At 73.0% G+C, this 13501-nt stretch carries 13 protein-coding genes and 1 pseudogene; 6 read left to right on the top strand and 8 right to left on the bottom strand.

All coding sequences use genetic code 11. From position 1 onward, the window contains the following. Positions 1-49 precede the first annotated feature (49 nt). The 3 genes from trpA to trpC are packed head-to-tail and all read right to left on the bottom strand — an operon-like array spanning position 50 to position 2915. Positions 50-850 carry a tryptophan synthase subunit alpha gene (gene trpA / locus ACFHWS_RS08710; protein WP_416551778.1) on the bottom strand — a complete coding sequence of 267 codons (801 nt, stop codon included), beginning with the start codon at positions 848-850 and terminating at the stop codon, positions 50-52. After that, positions 847-2115 (bottom strand): tryptophan synthase subunit beta, encoded by a 1269-nt coding sequence (trpB, locus tag ACFHWS_RS08715; protein ID WP_416567968.1) that lies wholly within the window; start codon positions 2113-2115, stop codon positions 847-849. The genes trpA and trpB overlap by 4 nt, the downstream gene beginning before the upstream one ends. Further along, positions 2112-2915 (bottom strand): indole-3-glycerol phosphate synthase TrpC, encoded by an 804-nt coding sequence (gene trpC / locus ACFHWS_RS08720; protein WP_416551824.1) that lies wholly within the window; start codon positions 2913-2915, stop codon positions 2112-2114. The genes trpB and trpC overlap by 4 nt, the downstream gene beginning before the upstream one ends. A gap of 435 nt (positions 2916-3350) precedes the next feature. On the opposite strand from trpC, the pseudogene ACFHWS_RS08725 reads away from it, so the two are divergent. Then, a pseudogene (locus tag ACFHWS_RS08725) lies at positions 3351-3593 on the top strand (hypothetical protein); the annotation flags it as partial. A gap of 67 nt (positions 3594-3660) precedes the next feature. On the opposite strand, the gene ACFHWS_RS08730 reads toward ACFHWS_RS08725, so the two are convergent. Genes ACFHWS_RS08730 through hisI form a run of 3 tightly spaced genes read right to left on the bottom strand, consistent with a single transcriptional unit; the run spans position 3661 to position 6334 of the window. After that, positions 3661-4338, bottom strand: a complete 678-nt coding sequence (locus tag ACFHWS_RS08730; RefSeq protein ID WP_416567969.1) for a Trp biosynthesis-associated membrane protein — start codon at positions 4336-4338, stop codon at positions 3661-3663. Then, positions 4335-5891 (bottom strand): anthranilate synthase component I, encoded by a 1557-nt coding sequence (locus tag ACFHWS_RS08735; RefSeq protein ID WP_416567970.1) that lies wholly within the window; start codon positions 5889-5891, stop codon positions 4335-4337. Before ACFHWS_RS08735 ends, ACFHWS_RS08730 begins: the two co-directional genes overlap by 4 nt. Then, positions 5891-6334, bottom strand: coding sequence for a phosphoribosyl-AMP cyclohydrolase (hisI, locus tag ACFHWS_RS08740; RefSeq protein WP_416551774.1), 444 nt, complete (start codon positions 6332-6334; stop codon positions 5891-5893). Before hisI ends, ACFHWS_RS08735 begins: the two co-directional genes overlap by 1 nt. A gap of 372 nt (positions 6335-6706) precedes the next feature. Between hisI and ACFHWS_RS08745 the strand changes: the two genes are divergently transcribed. The 4 genes from ACFHWS_RS08745 (at position 6707) to ACFHWS_RS08760 (ending at position 10153) form a co-directional block, all read left to right on the top strand. Then, positions 6707-7900, top strand: a complete 1194-nt coding sequence (locus tag ACFHWS_RS08745) for a hypothetical protein (protein WP_416567971.1) — start codon at positions 6707-6709, stop codon at positions 7898-7900. Positions 7901-8007: 107 nt separating this feature from the next. Then, a complete protein-coding gene (locus ACFHWS_RS08750; protein WP_416551772.1) occupies positions 8008-8748 on the top strand; it encodes an ABC transporter ATP-binding protein in 741 nt (246 codons plus the stop codon). Then, positions 8745-9500 (top strand): ABC transporter permease, encoded by a 756-nt coding sequence (locus ACFHWS_RS08755; RefSeq protein WP_416551771.1) that lies wholly within the window; start codon positions 8745-8747, stop codon positions 9498-9500. The genes ACFHWS_RS08750 and ACFHWS_RS08755 overlap by 4 nt, the downstream gene beginning before the upstream one ends. A gap of 26 nt (positions 9501-9526) precedes the next feature. Beyond that, entirely contained in the window at positions 9527-10153 is a 627-nt protein-coding gene (locus tag ACFHWS_RS08760; RefSeq protein ID WP_416551770.1) for a TetR family transcriptional regulator, read from the top strand. Between the two features lie 16 nt (positions 10154-10169). Here ACFHWS_RS08760 and ACFHWS_RS08765 read toward each other — a convergent pair whose 3' ends face one another. Further along, a complete protein-coding gene (locus ACFHWS_RS08765) occupies positions 10170-10919 on the bottom strand; it encodes a DUF2470 domain-containing protein (protein ID WP_416567972.1) in 750 nt (249 codons plus the stop codon). 74 nt (positions 10920-10993) lie between these two features. On the opposite strand from ACFHWS_RS08765, the gene rpsD reads away from it, so the two are divergent. Continuing rightward, positions 10994-11605 carry a 30S ribosomal protein S4 gene (gene rpsD, locus ACFHWS_RS08770; protein WP_416551768.1) on the top strand — a complete coding sequence of 204 codons (612 nt, stop codon included), beginning with the start codon at positions 10994-10996 and terminating at the stop codon, positions 11603-11605. 64 nt (positions 11606-11669) lie between these two features. Here the strand turns inward: rpsD and ACFHWS_RS08775 are convergent, their stop codons facing one another. After that, positions 11670-13403, bottom strand: a complete 1734-nt coding sequence (locus ACFHWS_RS08775) for an ABC transporter ATP-binding protein (RefSeq protein WP_278174553.1) — start codon at positions 13401-13403, stop codon at positions 11670-11672. Between the last annotated feature and the right edge of the window lie 98 nt (positions 13404-13501).

Below are 13501 nucleotides of genomic sequence, written 5' to 3' on the forward strand. Positions count from 1 at the left end.
CGGCTTACCAGGTCACGGTGCCCTGCTTTGCCGGGTCGCCCAAGCCGCTTCACCGGGTCACGGCGCGTACGCCGGCGACGAGTTCACCGCTGAGCGAACGCAGCGCGGCCAGCCCGGCGGGCAGATCGGCTGCGTCCAGCAGGCACCGGATCAACGCGCTGCCGACGATCACCCCGTCGGCGAACGAACCCACCTCGGCGGCCTGGGCGCCGTTGCCCACCCCGAGGCCGACGCCGACCGGCAGGTCGGTGACCTGGCGCAGCCGGCCGACCAGGGTCGGTGCCGCGCCGGAGGACTGCTCGCGGGCCCCGGTGACACCCATCAACGCGGTGGCGTAGACGAAGCCCCGGCAGTGCCGCACGGTCATCGCCAGCCGGGCGTCGGTCGACGACGGCGAGACGAGGAAGGTCCGGTCCAGGCCGTACGCGTCCGAGGCGGCCAGCCACTCGTCCGCCTCATCCGGGATCAGGTCCGGGGTGATCAGCCCGGTACCCCCGGCCGCCGCCAGGTCACGGGCGAAGGCGTTCACGCCGTACCGCTCGATCGGGTTCCAGTAGGTCATGGTGACCACCGGCGCGCCGGTCGCGGCGACCGCCTCGATGATCCGCAGTGCGTCAGCGGTGCGGACCCCGCCGGCCAGGGCGATGTCGCTGGCCCGCTGAATCACCGGGCCGTCCATCACCGGGTCGGAGTAGGGCAGCTCGACCTCGATGACGTCGACCCCCGCGTCGACCATCGCCCGCATCGCGACGATGCTGTCGTCGACGTTGGGAAAGCCGGCCGGCATGCAGCCGACCAGCACGGCGCGGCCCTCGGCCCGGGCCTTGTCGAACGCCACCGAGATGCTCATCGGTCCTGCCCGTCGAGTCGGTCCTGCCCGTCGAGAATGCCGAAGTACGCGCCGGCGGTGTGCACGTCCTTGTCGCCGCGGCCGGAGAGGTTGACCACAATGGTCGGCTCACGGCCCAGCTCGGCGGTGAGCTCCGGGATGACCCGCAGCGTGCCGGCGAGAGCGTGTGCGCTCTCGATCGCCGGGATGATCCCCTCGGTGCGGCAGAGCAGCTGGAACGCCGACATCGCCTCGGCGTCGGTGACCGGTCGGTAGCGGGCCCGGCCGGCGTCGTGCAGCCAGGCGTGCTCCGGCCCGACCGCCGGGTAGTCCAACCCGGCCGAGATCGAGTGCGAGTCCAGGGTCTGCCCGTCGGCGTCCTGCAGCAGGTAGGTACGCGCGCCGTGCAGCACACCGGCGGCACCGCCGGTGATGCTGGCCGCGTGCCGGCCGGTGCCCACCCCGTCGCCGCCGGCCTCGAAGCCGTACAGCCGGACCTGGTCGTCGCCGACGAAGGCGTGGAAGATGCCGATGGCGTTGGAGCCGCCGCCGACGCAGGCGGTGACCGCGTCCGGTAGCGCGCCGAGGCTGTCCAGGCACTGCTGGCGGGCCTCGTCACCGATACCGCGCACGAAGTCGCGGACCATCGCCGGGAACGGGTGCGGCCCGGCGGCGGTGCCGATCAGATAGTGGGTGTGGTCGACGCTGGCCACCCAGTCGCGCAGCGCCTCGTTGAGCGCGTCCTTGAGGGTGCGCGACCCGGTGGTCACCGGCACCACGGTGGCACCGAGCATCCGCATCCGGGCCACGTTGAGCGCCTGCCGTTCGGTGTCCACCTCGCCCATGTAGACCACGCATTCGAGGTCCAGCAGGGCGGCGGCGGTGGCACTGGCCACACCGTGCTGACCGGCGCCGGTCTCGGCGATGATCCGGGGCTTGCCCATCCGCCGGGTCAGCAACGCCTGGCCGAGCACGTTGCGCACCTTGTGCGCGCCGGTGTGGTTGAGGTCCTCGCGCTTGAGCAGCACCGTCGCGCCGACCTGCGCGGACAGCCGCTCGGCCCGGTAGAGCAGCGACGGGGTGCCGGCGTAGTCGCGCAGCAGCCGGTCGAAGTCGGCCCGGAAGCCGTCGTCGGCCATCGCCTGCCGGTACGCGACGTCCAGCTCGTCGAGGGCGGCGATCAGCGCTTCGGGCACGAACCGCCCGCCGTAGCGGCCGAAGTGGCCGGTGTAGTCGGGCAGCGCGGCGGGTTGCGCACCGGTGCCGGCGGCGTTCGGGGCGCTCATCGGACCGGCCTCGGCGTCGCCGGGTGATTGCCGGCGTTGACCAGCTCGGCGACCGCGTCCCGGGGGCTCTTCTGGGTCACCAGGCCCTCGCCGACCAGGACCGCGTCGGCGCCGGCCGACGCGTACCGGATGAGGTCGTGCGGTCCGCGCACCCCCGACTCGGCGATCTTGACGACACTGTTCGGCAGCCCTGGCGCGATCCGCTCGAACACCGACCGGTCCACCTCCAGGGTGCGCAGGTCTCGGGCGTTGACCCCGATGATCTGGGCACCGGCTTCGAGGGCTCGGTCGGCCTCCTCCTCGGTGTGCACCTCGACCAGCGCGGTCATGCCCAGCGACTCGATCCGCTCCAGCAGACCGACCAGCACGTTCTGCTCCAGCGCGACCACCATCAACAGGACCAGGTCGGCGCCGTAGGCGCGGGCCTCGTGGACCTGGTAGCTGGAGACGATGAAGTCCTTGCGCAGTACCGGCACGTCGACGGCGGCCCGTACGGCGGTGAGGTCGTCCAGTGAGCCGCCGAACCAGCGCTGCTCGGTCAGCACGCTGATGCAGCGGGCACCACCGGCGGCGTACTCCGAGGCCAGAACGGCCGGGTCCGGGATGTCGGCCAGCGCGCCCTTGGACGGCGAGGCCCGCTTGACCTCGGCGATCACCCCGACCCCGGGCTTGCGCAGCGCTGCGCAGGCGTCGATCGGCGGTGGCGCGGCGGCGGCGAGCTCACGGATCCGGCTCAGCGGGACCAGCCCTTCGCGGCGGTCAACCTCGGCTCGGACGCCGGCGATGATCTCGTCGAGCACTCCGAGCGCCGGCGCCGACGGTCCGGCGTTGTCCTCCTGGTCAGCAGTCACCAACGGACTCCCCTCTCCGGGTGTCATGCGCCCGATGCTAGGTGGCGGCGCAGGTGAGCTGGAGTCGGGGGTATGGCGCGCCTCACCATCTGGGCTGGGGCATAATGCCGATCTTTTGTGAGAAGAGCATCACCCACCGTGCCAACGGCTGCCAGCGGGCCGGGCCACCCGGGCACCACCGGACTCCATCGACGCTGATCGTATCGCGTCGGCGGTGCCGGCTCCGCTGTGGTGCAGATCAACACCGGCGGTACGGGTGCCGCCCGGTCCGTTGGGTGATAGTTGACCTGCGGGTCACCGCCGTGAAACAGCCTCCGGTCAGCATGGGGTTCGGGCAGACTGGTCGGCGGTAGCCGCCGGCCGCGCAACCACCTGGGGGACGCCATGAGCAGCACACCACGGGACGCCAACGTCGACCTGATCGCCATCCCCCGGGCCGTGGTCTCGCTGGCCGCCGAGGTCGTGCACACCATGGAACGCGCCGTGATCGGCGATCACCGGGTACGTACCGCCAAGGGCAATGCCTGGGAGGCGATCTGCGCCGACCGGGCCCGCGCCCACCAGCGGGACGAGATCCGCCGGCTGGTGGCCACGCTCACCGCCGCCCGGTCCGTCGAGGTATCCGACGCCGCTGATGAGCCAACCGCCACCGCTGAAGCCGCCACCGCTGAAGCCGTCACCGCCACCGCAGCCGTCACCGGTCGGCGCCCGGGTCGTCGTCGGTCGGGTCCTCGCCCCGGTCCAGAGCGTTCCACGCGTCCAGCGTCGACCGCCTAGACCGGCCGCCCAGACCAGCCGCCCGGCCGTCGGCACCCGGACCGGACCCGTCGGCACCGGACCGGCCGCCACCGGACCGGCCGCCACCGGGCCGGCCGCCACCGGGCCGGCTCCGCTCGTACCGGGCGCCCATCGCCGGCCATTGCCGGGAGCGCAGCGCGGTGACCGACCCACCGGCGGCGAGCAGCACCGCACCGACCACAGTCGCCGCCGGCCACTGCGGAGCCGACACGGTGCTGTCCGTCGTCGGACCGGCCGGACCTGCGCCAGTGAGCAGCACCGTCAGCCCACCGGCCGCCATCGCCACGCCGAGGACCGCGAGCAGCGCGCCGACCAACCGCCGGGCCAGCCCTCGGGTGGCCAGCACCGCGCCGGTGCCGGCCAGTCCGACCAGAGCGACCGCCGGCAGCCACGGCAGCACGTCGGCACCGGTGCGGGCCACCTCGACGGCCGGCAGCGGCACTGGGCGCCCGGTCACCTCGACCGCCCAGTCCCGCCCGGCCGCGTACAGCACCAGGCCGGCCCCGGCCAGACAGGTGACGGCGGCGCCGGCCAACGCCCGCCACGGCGCGGCCGACAGACCGGGGCCGGTCACCGGGCCGGACGCAGCGTCTCGGCGGCGGCGATCGCCACCAGCACCGCCGCCGCCTTGCTCTGCGTCTCCCGTTCCTCGGCGGCCGGATCCGAGTCCGCCACGATCCCCGCACCGGCCTGCACGTAGGCGCGGCTGCCACGGATCAGTGCGGTCCGGATCGCGATCGCCATGTCCAGGTCGCCGCCGAACCCGAAGTAGCCGACGGTGCCGCCGTACAGGCCCCGACGGGTCGGCTCCAGCTCCTCGATGATCTCCATCGCCCGGACCTTCGGCGCGCCGGACAGGGTGCCGGCCGGAAAGGTGGCCGCCAGCGCGTCGAACGCGGTCCGGTCCTCGCGCAACTCGCCCACCACCGTCGACACGATGTGCATCACGTGGCTGTACCGCTCGACGGTGGCGAACTCCGGCACCTCGACGGTGCCCGGCCGGCAGACCCGACCGAGGTCGTTGCGGCCCAGGTCGACCAGCATCACGTGCTCAGCGCGCTCCTTCGGATCGTTGAGCAGCTCGGTGGCGAGGGCGGCATCGGCCTGCGGGGTGGCACCCCGCCGCCGGGTGCCGGCGATCGGGTGCAGCATCGCCCGCCGGGTGCCGCCAGCGGTGACGGTGACCTTGAGGTGCGCCTCCGGTGACGAGCCCACCACGTCGAAGTCGTCGAACCGCAGCAGGTACATGTACGGGCTGGGGTTGGTCGCCCGCAGCACCCGGTAGACGTCCACCGGGTCGGCGGTGGTGTCCCGCTCGAACCGCTGGGCCAGCACGATCTGGAAGCACTCGCCGGCCCGGATCGCCTCCTTGGCCTCCTCCACCGCCTTGGGGTACGCGCCTGCGGCGGTGCGGCTACGGGCCGCCGGCCCGGGCGCACCGGGCGCGTCCATCATCGACACCATCGGTGGGTTGGGCCGGGACAGGGCGGTGGTCATCGCGTCGAGCCGACCGATCGCGTGGTGGTAGGCGGCTGCCGCGGTGACCGGGTCGGCCGCCGCCGGCAGGACCGCGTTGGCGACCAGGATCGCCGTACCGTCGAAGTGGTCGAGCACCACCAGGTCGGTGGCGAGCAGCAACCCGAACTCGGGCAGCGCGAGATCATCCTCGGTGTGCTCGGGGATCCGCTCCAACCGGCGGACGAAGTCGTAGCTGAGGTAGCCGACCAGGCCGCCGGTCAGCGGCGGCAGGCCGCCGACGGGGTCGGTGTCCGGGGGCGGCCCGGTCAACGCGGCGACGGTCGCCCGGAGCACCTCGACCGGGTCACCTTCGGTGGGCACCCCGTCGGGCGGGTCGCCGAGCCAGTGCGCACCGCCACCGGACTCGGTCAGCGTCGCCGCGCTGCGTACTCCGATGAACGAGTAGCGCGACCACGCGGTGCCGGCCGACCCGGCGCCCTGTTCGGCGGACTCCAGCAGGAAGGTGCCGGGTCCGCCGGCGAGCTTGCGGTACACCCCGACCGGGGTCTCGCCGTCGGCCAGCAGCCGCCGGGTCACCGGCACCACCCGACGCTGCCGGGCCAGGGTCTGGAAGGTCGGTTCGTCCGGACTGACCGTACCGGTGATCATCAATTCTCCTGGAGGTCGGCGATGGTGCCGGTCACCGGCAGCTCGTCGAAAAAACAGTTGTCGGCCCCGGTGTGGCAGGCGGCACCGACCTGCTCGACCGTGACCAGCACCGCGTCGCCGTCGCAGTCCAGCCGCACCGACCGCACATACTGGTGGTGCCCGGAGGTGGCACCCTTGACCCAGTATTCCTGCCGGCTGCGCGACCAGTAGGTGGCCCGCCCGGTGGTGAGAGTGCGGTGCAGCGCCTCGTCGTCCATCCACGCCATCATCAGCACCTCGCCGGTGCCGTGCCGCTGCACGACGGCGGCGATCAGCCCATCGGCGGAGCGGCGCAGCCGGGCCGCGACGGCCGGATCGAGCGCGGAGCGCCGTGGCGGGTCGCCGGGCGTGGGTCGCCGGGCGGTGGTCGGTGGGCCGGCTTCCGGTTCATCTGGTACGGACACAGTGCCCGATTGTTCCGTACGCCCGGACCGCCGTGGCGCGGCGTCCGGCATGCGGTGTCGTGAGCCCGACAGCGGTCGGCCGGAATCGACGGTTCGGGGGCTGTGCCGGTGCGGCATCAGGAGTACCTTGGCGGTGCGCCGCCACGGTCCAGGTCTGCGGGCACGCCCACTGCTCGGCGGACCGAATCCCGGTGCCCGCCGATCGCACCTTTCCGCTCAGGTTCCACGCCTGAGCCGGCGATGTGTGTCCGCCGGGCCTGTCGGCCGTGGCCGACGCAGCGAGTCGGCGCACCACCCAGCACCACGCCCGTGCGGACGGCTCCGGTCACCCCGGGACCGGGTCGCCCCGCCGAAGCGGACGGAGGATCAGCAATGCAGCCCACCCCCACCCCTGCGCACACCGGGCCGGTGAAGCCGGACGAGACCGGCACAGGTCCGGGTCCCGTGCACGGCACTCCCGTACCGACGCCCCGACCCGCCCTCGACGACAATCCGATCAACGAGGCGACGACGGAGATCCCGATGATCGTGCCGAAGCCGGCCCACCGCAACGGCCCAAGCCCGTTGCCGCCGATCGCCACACAACTGCTCGGCGGCGACGGCGAGGTGACCGGCGAACCGGCCGGTGACTCCGCTGACGACGACCGGGACGCGCCGGCTGCCGCAACGACGCCGGCCCAGGGTGTCCCCCCGACACCGGCAGCCGGCCAGGCGGACGACGGCCAGGCGGACGGGCAACGGGCGGACGGGCAACGGGCGGACGGGCAACGGGCGGAGACCGACGCCGAACCGGCCGGGGAGGATTCCGGGCCGGTCGAGCAGGACCCCGCAGCCGACGACCAGGACGGGAACGGCGATGGGGATCCGACAGCCGGCCCGGCCGGCGGGACCGACGAGCCGGCCGACACCGATGTTCCAGCGAACCAGACGGTCGAGCCGGATGGGACGGACGAGCCGGATGGGACGGACGAGGCGGACCGGCCGACCGCCGCGGCGGACCCGGATGACGACGAGCGGTCGGGACCGACAGCCGAGACGGACGACGACCCGGCCGAGGACGAGGAGACCGTCACCGCGCACGGCGACGCCGGTGACCTGTTCTACGCCGCCGCCGACGACGACCAGTTCGACGACGATGAGGACGACGAGGACTTCGGCGAAGATCCGGAGGACGACGAGGACGACGAGGAGCGGGCTGCCATGCTGACCACAATGGAGGAGACGACCGGGCCGGCGGCCGGACACGACGACCAGCCGGCAGTAGCCCGGCCGGCGAGACCGGGCGACGTAACGCTGCCACCGATCACCATCTGGACCGAGGACGCCGCCGACGAACTGCGCGACGAGTGGCACGAGATCAAGGCCCGGTTCGTCGACGAACCGGAGGTCGCCCTGGCGCAGGCTCAGTCACTGGTCGGGCACACCGTCCGTACGCTGGCCGAGCGGCTGCTGGCCGAGCAGGTCGAACTTGACCCGCACCGGCACAGCGAGACGCCGGACACCGAGTCGATGCGGATGGCGTTGCGGCAGTACCGGGAGTTCCTGGACCGGCTGCTGGCGATCTGACCGCTGCGGGCGGGGCGGCCCGTTCCGTCCCGCCCGCCCGGGTCGACCTGCCGAGATAATTCATCTATCGTTGAGTTCTACAACTGATGAGTTATCCGGAGGCAGCCATGGACCCTGTCGTCGAGGTCACCGACCTCGTGGTCGACCGCGGCCGGCGCCGCGTGCTGCACGGCATCTCGTGCACCGTGGGCAGCGGCAGCGTCACCGGTCTGCTCGGCCCGAGCGGCAGCGGTAAGAGCACCTTGATGCGGGCGGTCGTCGGCGTGCAGACCGTCCGGTCCGGACAGGTCCGGGTGTTCGGCCAGCCGGCCGGGGCGCCACAGCTGCGGCGTACCGTCGGGTATCTGACCCAGGCGCCCAGCGTCTACGCGGACCTCACCGTCCGGGAGAACGCCCGGTACTTCGCCGCGCTGTACGGCCTGCCGGCGGCCGACGCCGACCGGGCCGTGGCGGACGTCGGCCTGGCGGCCGCCGCCGGGCAGCTGGTCGCCGACCTGTCCGGCGGACAGCGCAGCCGCGCCTCGCTGGCCTGCGCACTGGTCGGCCGCCCCGAACTGGTCGTGCTCGACGAGCCGACCGTCGGCCAGGACCCGGTGCTGCGGGCCGAGCTGTGGGCCCGGTTCCACGCTCTCGCCGCCGCCGGCACCACCCTGCTGGTCTCCAGCCACGTGATGGACGAGGCCGGCCGGTGCGACCGGCTGCTGCTGATCCGCGACGGGCGGCTGATCGCCGACGACACACCTGCGGCGGTGCGCGCCGCCGCCGGCACCGACGACCTGGACGAAGCGTTCCTGCGGCTGATCCGCGACCGGCAGCCAACCGACCCGAGCCGAGGAGCAGACCGGTGAACCCGAGGATCCTGGCCGCCACCGTCGGCCGCGTGCTGCGCCAGCTGCGCCACGACCGGCGTACCGTCGCGCTGCTGGTCGTCGTACCGGCGCTGCTGCTGACCCTGCTTCACTACATGTACGGCGACCAGCCGGCAACCGGCGGGCAGCCGATGCTGTTCGACCGGGTCGCCCTGGTCATGCTCGGCGTCTTCCCATTCGTGATCATGTTTCTGGTGACCAGCATCGCGATGCTGCGCGAACGCACCAGCGGCACCCTGGAACGACTGCTCACCACCCCGCTGGGCAAGCTGGACCTACTGTTCGGCTACGGCCTCGCGTTCGGGCTCGCGGCGGCGGTGCAGGCCACCGTGGCCAGTGCTGTGGCGTACTGGCTGTTCGACCTGTCCACCGCCGGCAGCCCGGCGCTGGTGATCGCGATAGCGGTGCTCAACGCCCTGCTCGGCGTGGCGCTCGGCCTACTATGCAGCGCCTTCGCCCGCACCGAGTTCCAGGCCGTACAGTTCATGCCGGTGGTGGTGATCCCACAGCTGCTGCTCTGCGGCCTGTTCGTCGCCCGCGACGAGATGGCCGGCTGGCTGGAGGCGGTCAGCAACGTCCTGCCGCTGTCCTACGCCGTGTCGGCGTTGACCGAGGTCGGGGCGCATCCGGAGCCGACCGCGACGCTCTGGCGTGACCTGACCGTGGTCGCCGGGGCGGTGGTGGCCGCGCTGGTGCTCGCCGCCGCGACGCTGCGCCGCCGCAGCGGCTGAACCAGACGCGACAGGAAGCGGTACTGATGGCACGACGCACCGGCCGGCGACCGGGCAACCCGGACACCCGCGAGGCGATCCTGGCCGCCGCCCGGCAGGTCTTCGGCGAACGTGGCTTCGACCAGGCGTCGGTGCGCGCCATCGCGGCGGCGGCCGGCGTGGACCCGGCGCTGGTGCACCACTACTTCGGCACCAAGGACAACCTGTTCCTGGCCGCGATGGACGCGCCGGTGGATCCGGGCGAGCTGCTGCCGCAGGCGCTGGCGGGCGGGCCCGAGCAGGTCGGCGAACGGCTGGTCCGACTGGTGCTGGGGGTCTGGGACTCGCCGGCCGGAGTGGCTGCCCTGGCGCTGCTGCGGTCGGCGTTGACCAACGACTGGACCGCCCGGCTGATGCGCGAGTTCGTCACCACCCAGATCATCCGACGGGTGCTCGGTCAACTCGACCTGGACCAGGCGGAGCTGCCGGTCCGGTCCGCCCTGGTGGCCTCGCAGATGGCCGGCCTGCTGGTGGTTCGGTATATCCTGCGGTTGGCACCGCTGTCCACCATGGCGGCCGACGAGGTCGCCGCAGCGGTCGGTCCGACGATCCAGCGCTACCTGACGGGGCCGCTGACGACAGCGGCCGGGGCGGCCGAGACGACGTCGGGCTGAGCCCGCGCCGCCCGCGTCAGGCGGCGGCCGGTGGAGTGCAGCGCCGGCAGAGCACCGGGTGCAGCAGGCGGGCGAGTTCGGCGCGGTCACGTACCGGGGCCGGGAAGGCCAACCGGGCGCGCGGCCCGTGCGGGCCGAGCGCGACCACGAACCCGTACCGGTCCATCCGGACGACCTGCGGATCCCTGGCCAGCGACCGGTGACCGGCGTCGCGCAACTGCCGGCGGATGAACGCGGTCATCTCGGCTCGGTGGTGGTCGGCGAGGTCGACGAGCAGCTCCGACTCGATGGCGCCGATCGGGTCGGGCTCGGCGGCGGCGTACACGTCCGGGTCGACGTCGATGGTGACGCCGCAGCGTTCCAGCCGGACCTCGGCCACCTCCATCCGGAAGATGGTGGCACCCCGGCCGACGTCGAGCAGGTCGGGGCAGGCGTGCACGTCGGCGAAGTCCAGCGCGGCCATCCGGGCAGGGGCACCGTCGAGCGGGCCGACCCAGCCGGACACCCAGACCCGGCCGTGCGTCGGCGAACCGGCCACCGGCGGTACGTCGGCCACCTCCAGCACCACGGCGGTGTCGTCGGTCCCGGGGACGGGTCGCAGCGCGCCGTCGAGCAGGTCGGACCCGGCGGCGAGCAGCAGGATCCGCCCCATCGGGTCGGTCGCGTGCCGTACGGCGTGCGGTCCGGGGCGGCAGGCGACGTGCGCCATGCCGGGCAGCCGGCCGAATGCCATCGTCCGGGCGATCTCCGCGGGACTGGGCTGCATGACACGGACCTCCGAGATCAGTTAGGCTCACCTTAGTGAGGGCAGGCTAACCTACTGAACCCGGAGACGTCCACGTGAACCACCCACGACCCAAGGCGCGAATCTCCCGCGCCCTCGGCATCCCGCTGACCCGCAAGTGCACCCGGTACTTCGAGCGGCGCCCGTACCCGCCCGGCGTGCACGGTCGCGCCCGTCGCAAGCCCTCCGACTACCAGGTACGGCTGCTGGAGAAGCAGCGCCTGCGGCACCAGTACAACGTCAGCGAGACCCAACTGCGGCGCGCCTTCGACGACGCGGTCCGCGGCACCGGCAAGACCGGCGAGGCCCTGGTCACGTTGTTGGAGCGACGCCTCGACGCGATCGTGCACCGGGCCGGCCTGGCTCGCACCATCTACCAGGCACGACAGCTCGTCGCCCACGGCCACTTCACCGTGGACGGTCACAAGGTGGACCGGCCGTCGTACCGGCTGCGCCCGGGTCAGCTGGTCCAGGTCCGGGAACGCAGCCGGACCAAACCGCCGTTCCAGATCGCTGCCGCCGGGGCGCACGTCGGCGAGGGACCGGGTGCGCCGTACCTGTCGGTCAGCCTCGCCGAACTGACCGCGACCCTGGTCCGCGAGCCCGCCCGCCGCGAGGTGCCGATCATCTGCGACGAGCAGCTGGTCGTCGAGTTCTATTCCCGCTGACCCCGGCCGCCGCTCCCGCCGGACCCGGTGACCTGCCCCGGCGGGTACGGCGCGGAGCCGGCGGTCACCGGGTCTGCTCCAGCCAGGAGGCGAAGAGCCGACCGTAGACCGACTCCGGATCGGCGAGCAGTTCCTCGTGCGGGCCGCGCTGCACCACCCGGCCACGGTCCACGACGATCACCTCGTCGGCGGCCTGGGCGGTGGACAGTCGGTGCGCGATCGCCACCGTGGTCCGGCCCCTGGTCACCGCCTCCAGGGTCCGCTGCAGCCGCACCTCGGTCGCCGGGTCCACCGCGCTGGTCGCCTCGTCGAGCACCAGCAGATCTGGATCCGCCACGTAGGCCCGGACCAGCGCCACCAGTTGCCGCTCACCGACGCTGAGCGCCTCGCCGCGCTCACCGACCGGGGTGTGCACCCCGTCCGGCAGGCCGGTCACCCAGTCGGCCAGCCCCAGCTCCACGAAGGCGGCGGACAACTGCCCGTCGGTGAGCTCCGGGCGGGCGAACCGGACATTCTCGGCGACCGTCGCGTCGAACAGGAAACCGTCCTGCGGAACCATCACCACCCGGGACCGTAGCGACTCGAACCGGACCCGGTCGAGCGGTACACCGGAGAGCTTCACCTGCCCGGACACCGGGTCCATCAGCCGGGTGAGCAGCTTCGCGAAAGTCGTCTTGCCGCTGCCGGTCTCGCCGACCACCGCCACCCGGGTCTTTGCCGGGATCTCCAGGGTCACCTCGGAGAGCACCTGCGGCCCGCCCGGGTAGGCAAAGCAAACCTGCTCGAACCGCACGTCCAGCGGCCCGCCCGGCAGCTGCACCCCGTCGTCGCCCGGGTCGGCCACATCCGGGGCGACGTCCAGCACGTCGAGCACCCGCCGCCAGCCGGCGATCGCGTTCTGCGCCTCGTTGAGCACCTCGGTGGCGATCTGGACCGGCTGGATGAACAGGGTCACCAGGAACAGGAACGCGGTGAGCTGGCCGACGGTCAGCCCGCCGTCCACCCCCATCCGGACGCCGACCACCACCACCCCGGCCAACGCCAGACCGGCGGCGATCTCCCCGGTGGAGAAGCTGACCACGCTGGTCCGCAGCGCGCGCTGCTGGGCGCGGCGCTGCCCTTCGATCGCCTCGTCCAGCCGACCGGCGGTGCGTCGGGACACGCCGTACGCCCGGATCACCGCCGCGCCGACCACGCTCTCCGCGACCGCGGCGAGCAGCGCGCCGGTGCGCTGACGAACCACGCCGTACGCGGCCGCGAGCCGACGCTGGAACGCCCGGATGATCAGCAGCGCGGGGACGAACGCGGCGAGGACCACCAGGGTCAGCTGCCACGAGTAGACCGCCATCACGACCGCGGTCACCACCACCTGACCCATGCTGATCAGCAGGATGACCCCGCCCCACTGCAGGAACTGGGTGATCTGGTCGACGTCGCTGGTGACCCGGCTGACCAGCGAACCGCGCCGCTCGGACTGCTGGTGCAGCATGGACAGGTCGTGCACGTGACGGAACGCACGGGTCCGCACGGCGGCGAGAGCGGTCTCGCTGACCGTGAACAGCCGGCGCACCATGAAGTAGCCGCAGACGGTCGTCACGACCAGCACGGCGGCGGTGGCCGCGACGATCGTGCCCACCACTTCGAGATCGGGGCCGCCCGGCGCCCGCAGGCCGTTGTCGATCGCCTGCTGGACCGCGACCGGGATGGCGGCCCGGCCGATCATCGACACCAGCGCCAGCAGCAGGGTGCCGGCCAGCCCGGTCCGCAGCTCCGGGGAGAGCGCCAGCCCGCGGCGCATCGTCTGCCAGGTCGACTCGGATCTGCCCGCCAGTGGGTTGGCGGCCGGCCCGCCCGACGGGTCGACGGGGTCGCCTCGACGCTCGCCGCCGGCGCGGT

Origin of the sequence: Micromonospora sp. LOL_013 (assembly GCF_048060315.1) — a bacterium.
Lineage (GTDB): Bacteria > Actinomycetota > Actinomycetes > Mycobacteriales > Micromonosporaceae > Micromonospora_E.

Coding starts and splice junctions, on each gene's coding strand:
- ACFHWS_RS08735 (WP_416567970.1), bottom strand. CDS start 5,891: ATGATCACCGGTACGGTCAGTCCGGACGAACCGACCTTCCAGACCCTG.
- ACFHWS_RS08765 (WP_416567972.1), bottom strand. CDS start 10,919: ATGCAGCCCAGTCCCGCGGAGATCGCCCGGACGATGGCATTCGGCCGG.
- trpB (WP_416567968.1), bottom strand. CDS start 2,115: ATGAGCGCCCCGAACGCCGCCGGCACCGGTGCGCAACCCGCCGCGCTG.
- ACFHWS_RS08775 (WP_278174553.1), bottom strand. CDS start 13,403: ATGCGCCGCGGGCTGGCGCTCTCCCCGGAGCTGCGGACCGGGCTGGCC.
- ACFHWS_RS08745 (WP_416567971.1), top strand. CDS start 6,707: ATGCAGCCCACCCCCACCCCTGCGCACACCGGGCCGGTGAAGCCGGAC.
- ACFHWS_RS08750 (WP_416551772.1), top strand. CDS start 8,008: ATGGACCCTGTCGTCGAGGTCACCGACCTCGTGGTCGACCGCGGCCGG.
- trpA (WP_416551778.1), bottom strand. CDS start 850: ATGAGCATCTCGGTGGCGTTCGACAAGGCCCGGGCCGAGGGCCGCGCC.
- ACFHWS_RS08760 (WP_416551770.1), top strand. CDS start 9,527: ATGGCACGACGCACCGGCCGGCGACCGGGCAACCCGGACACCCGCGAG.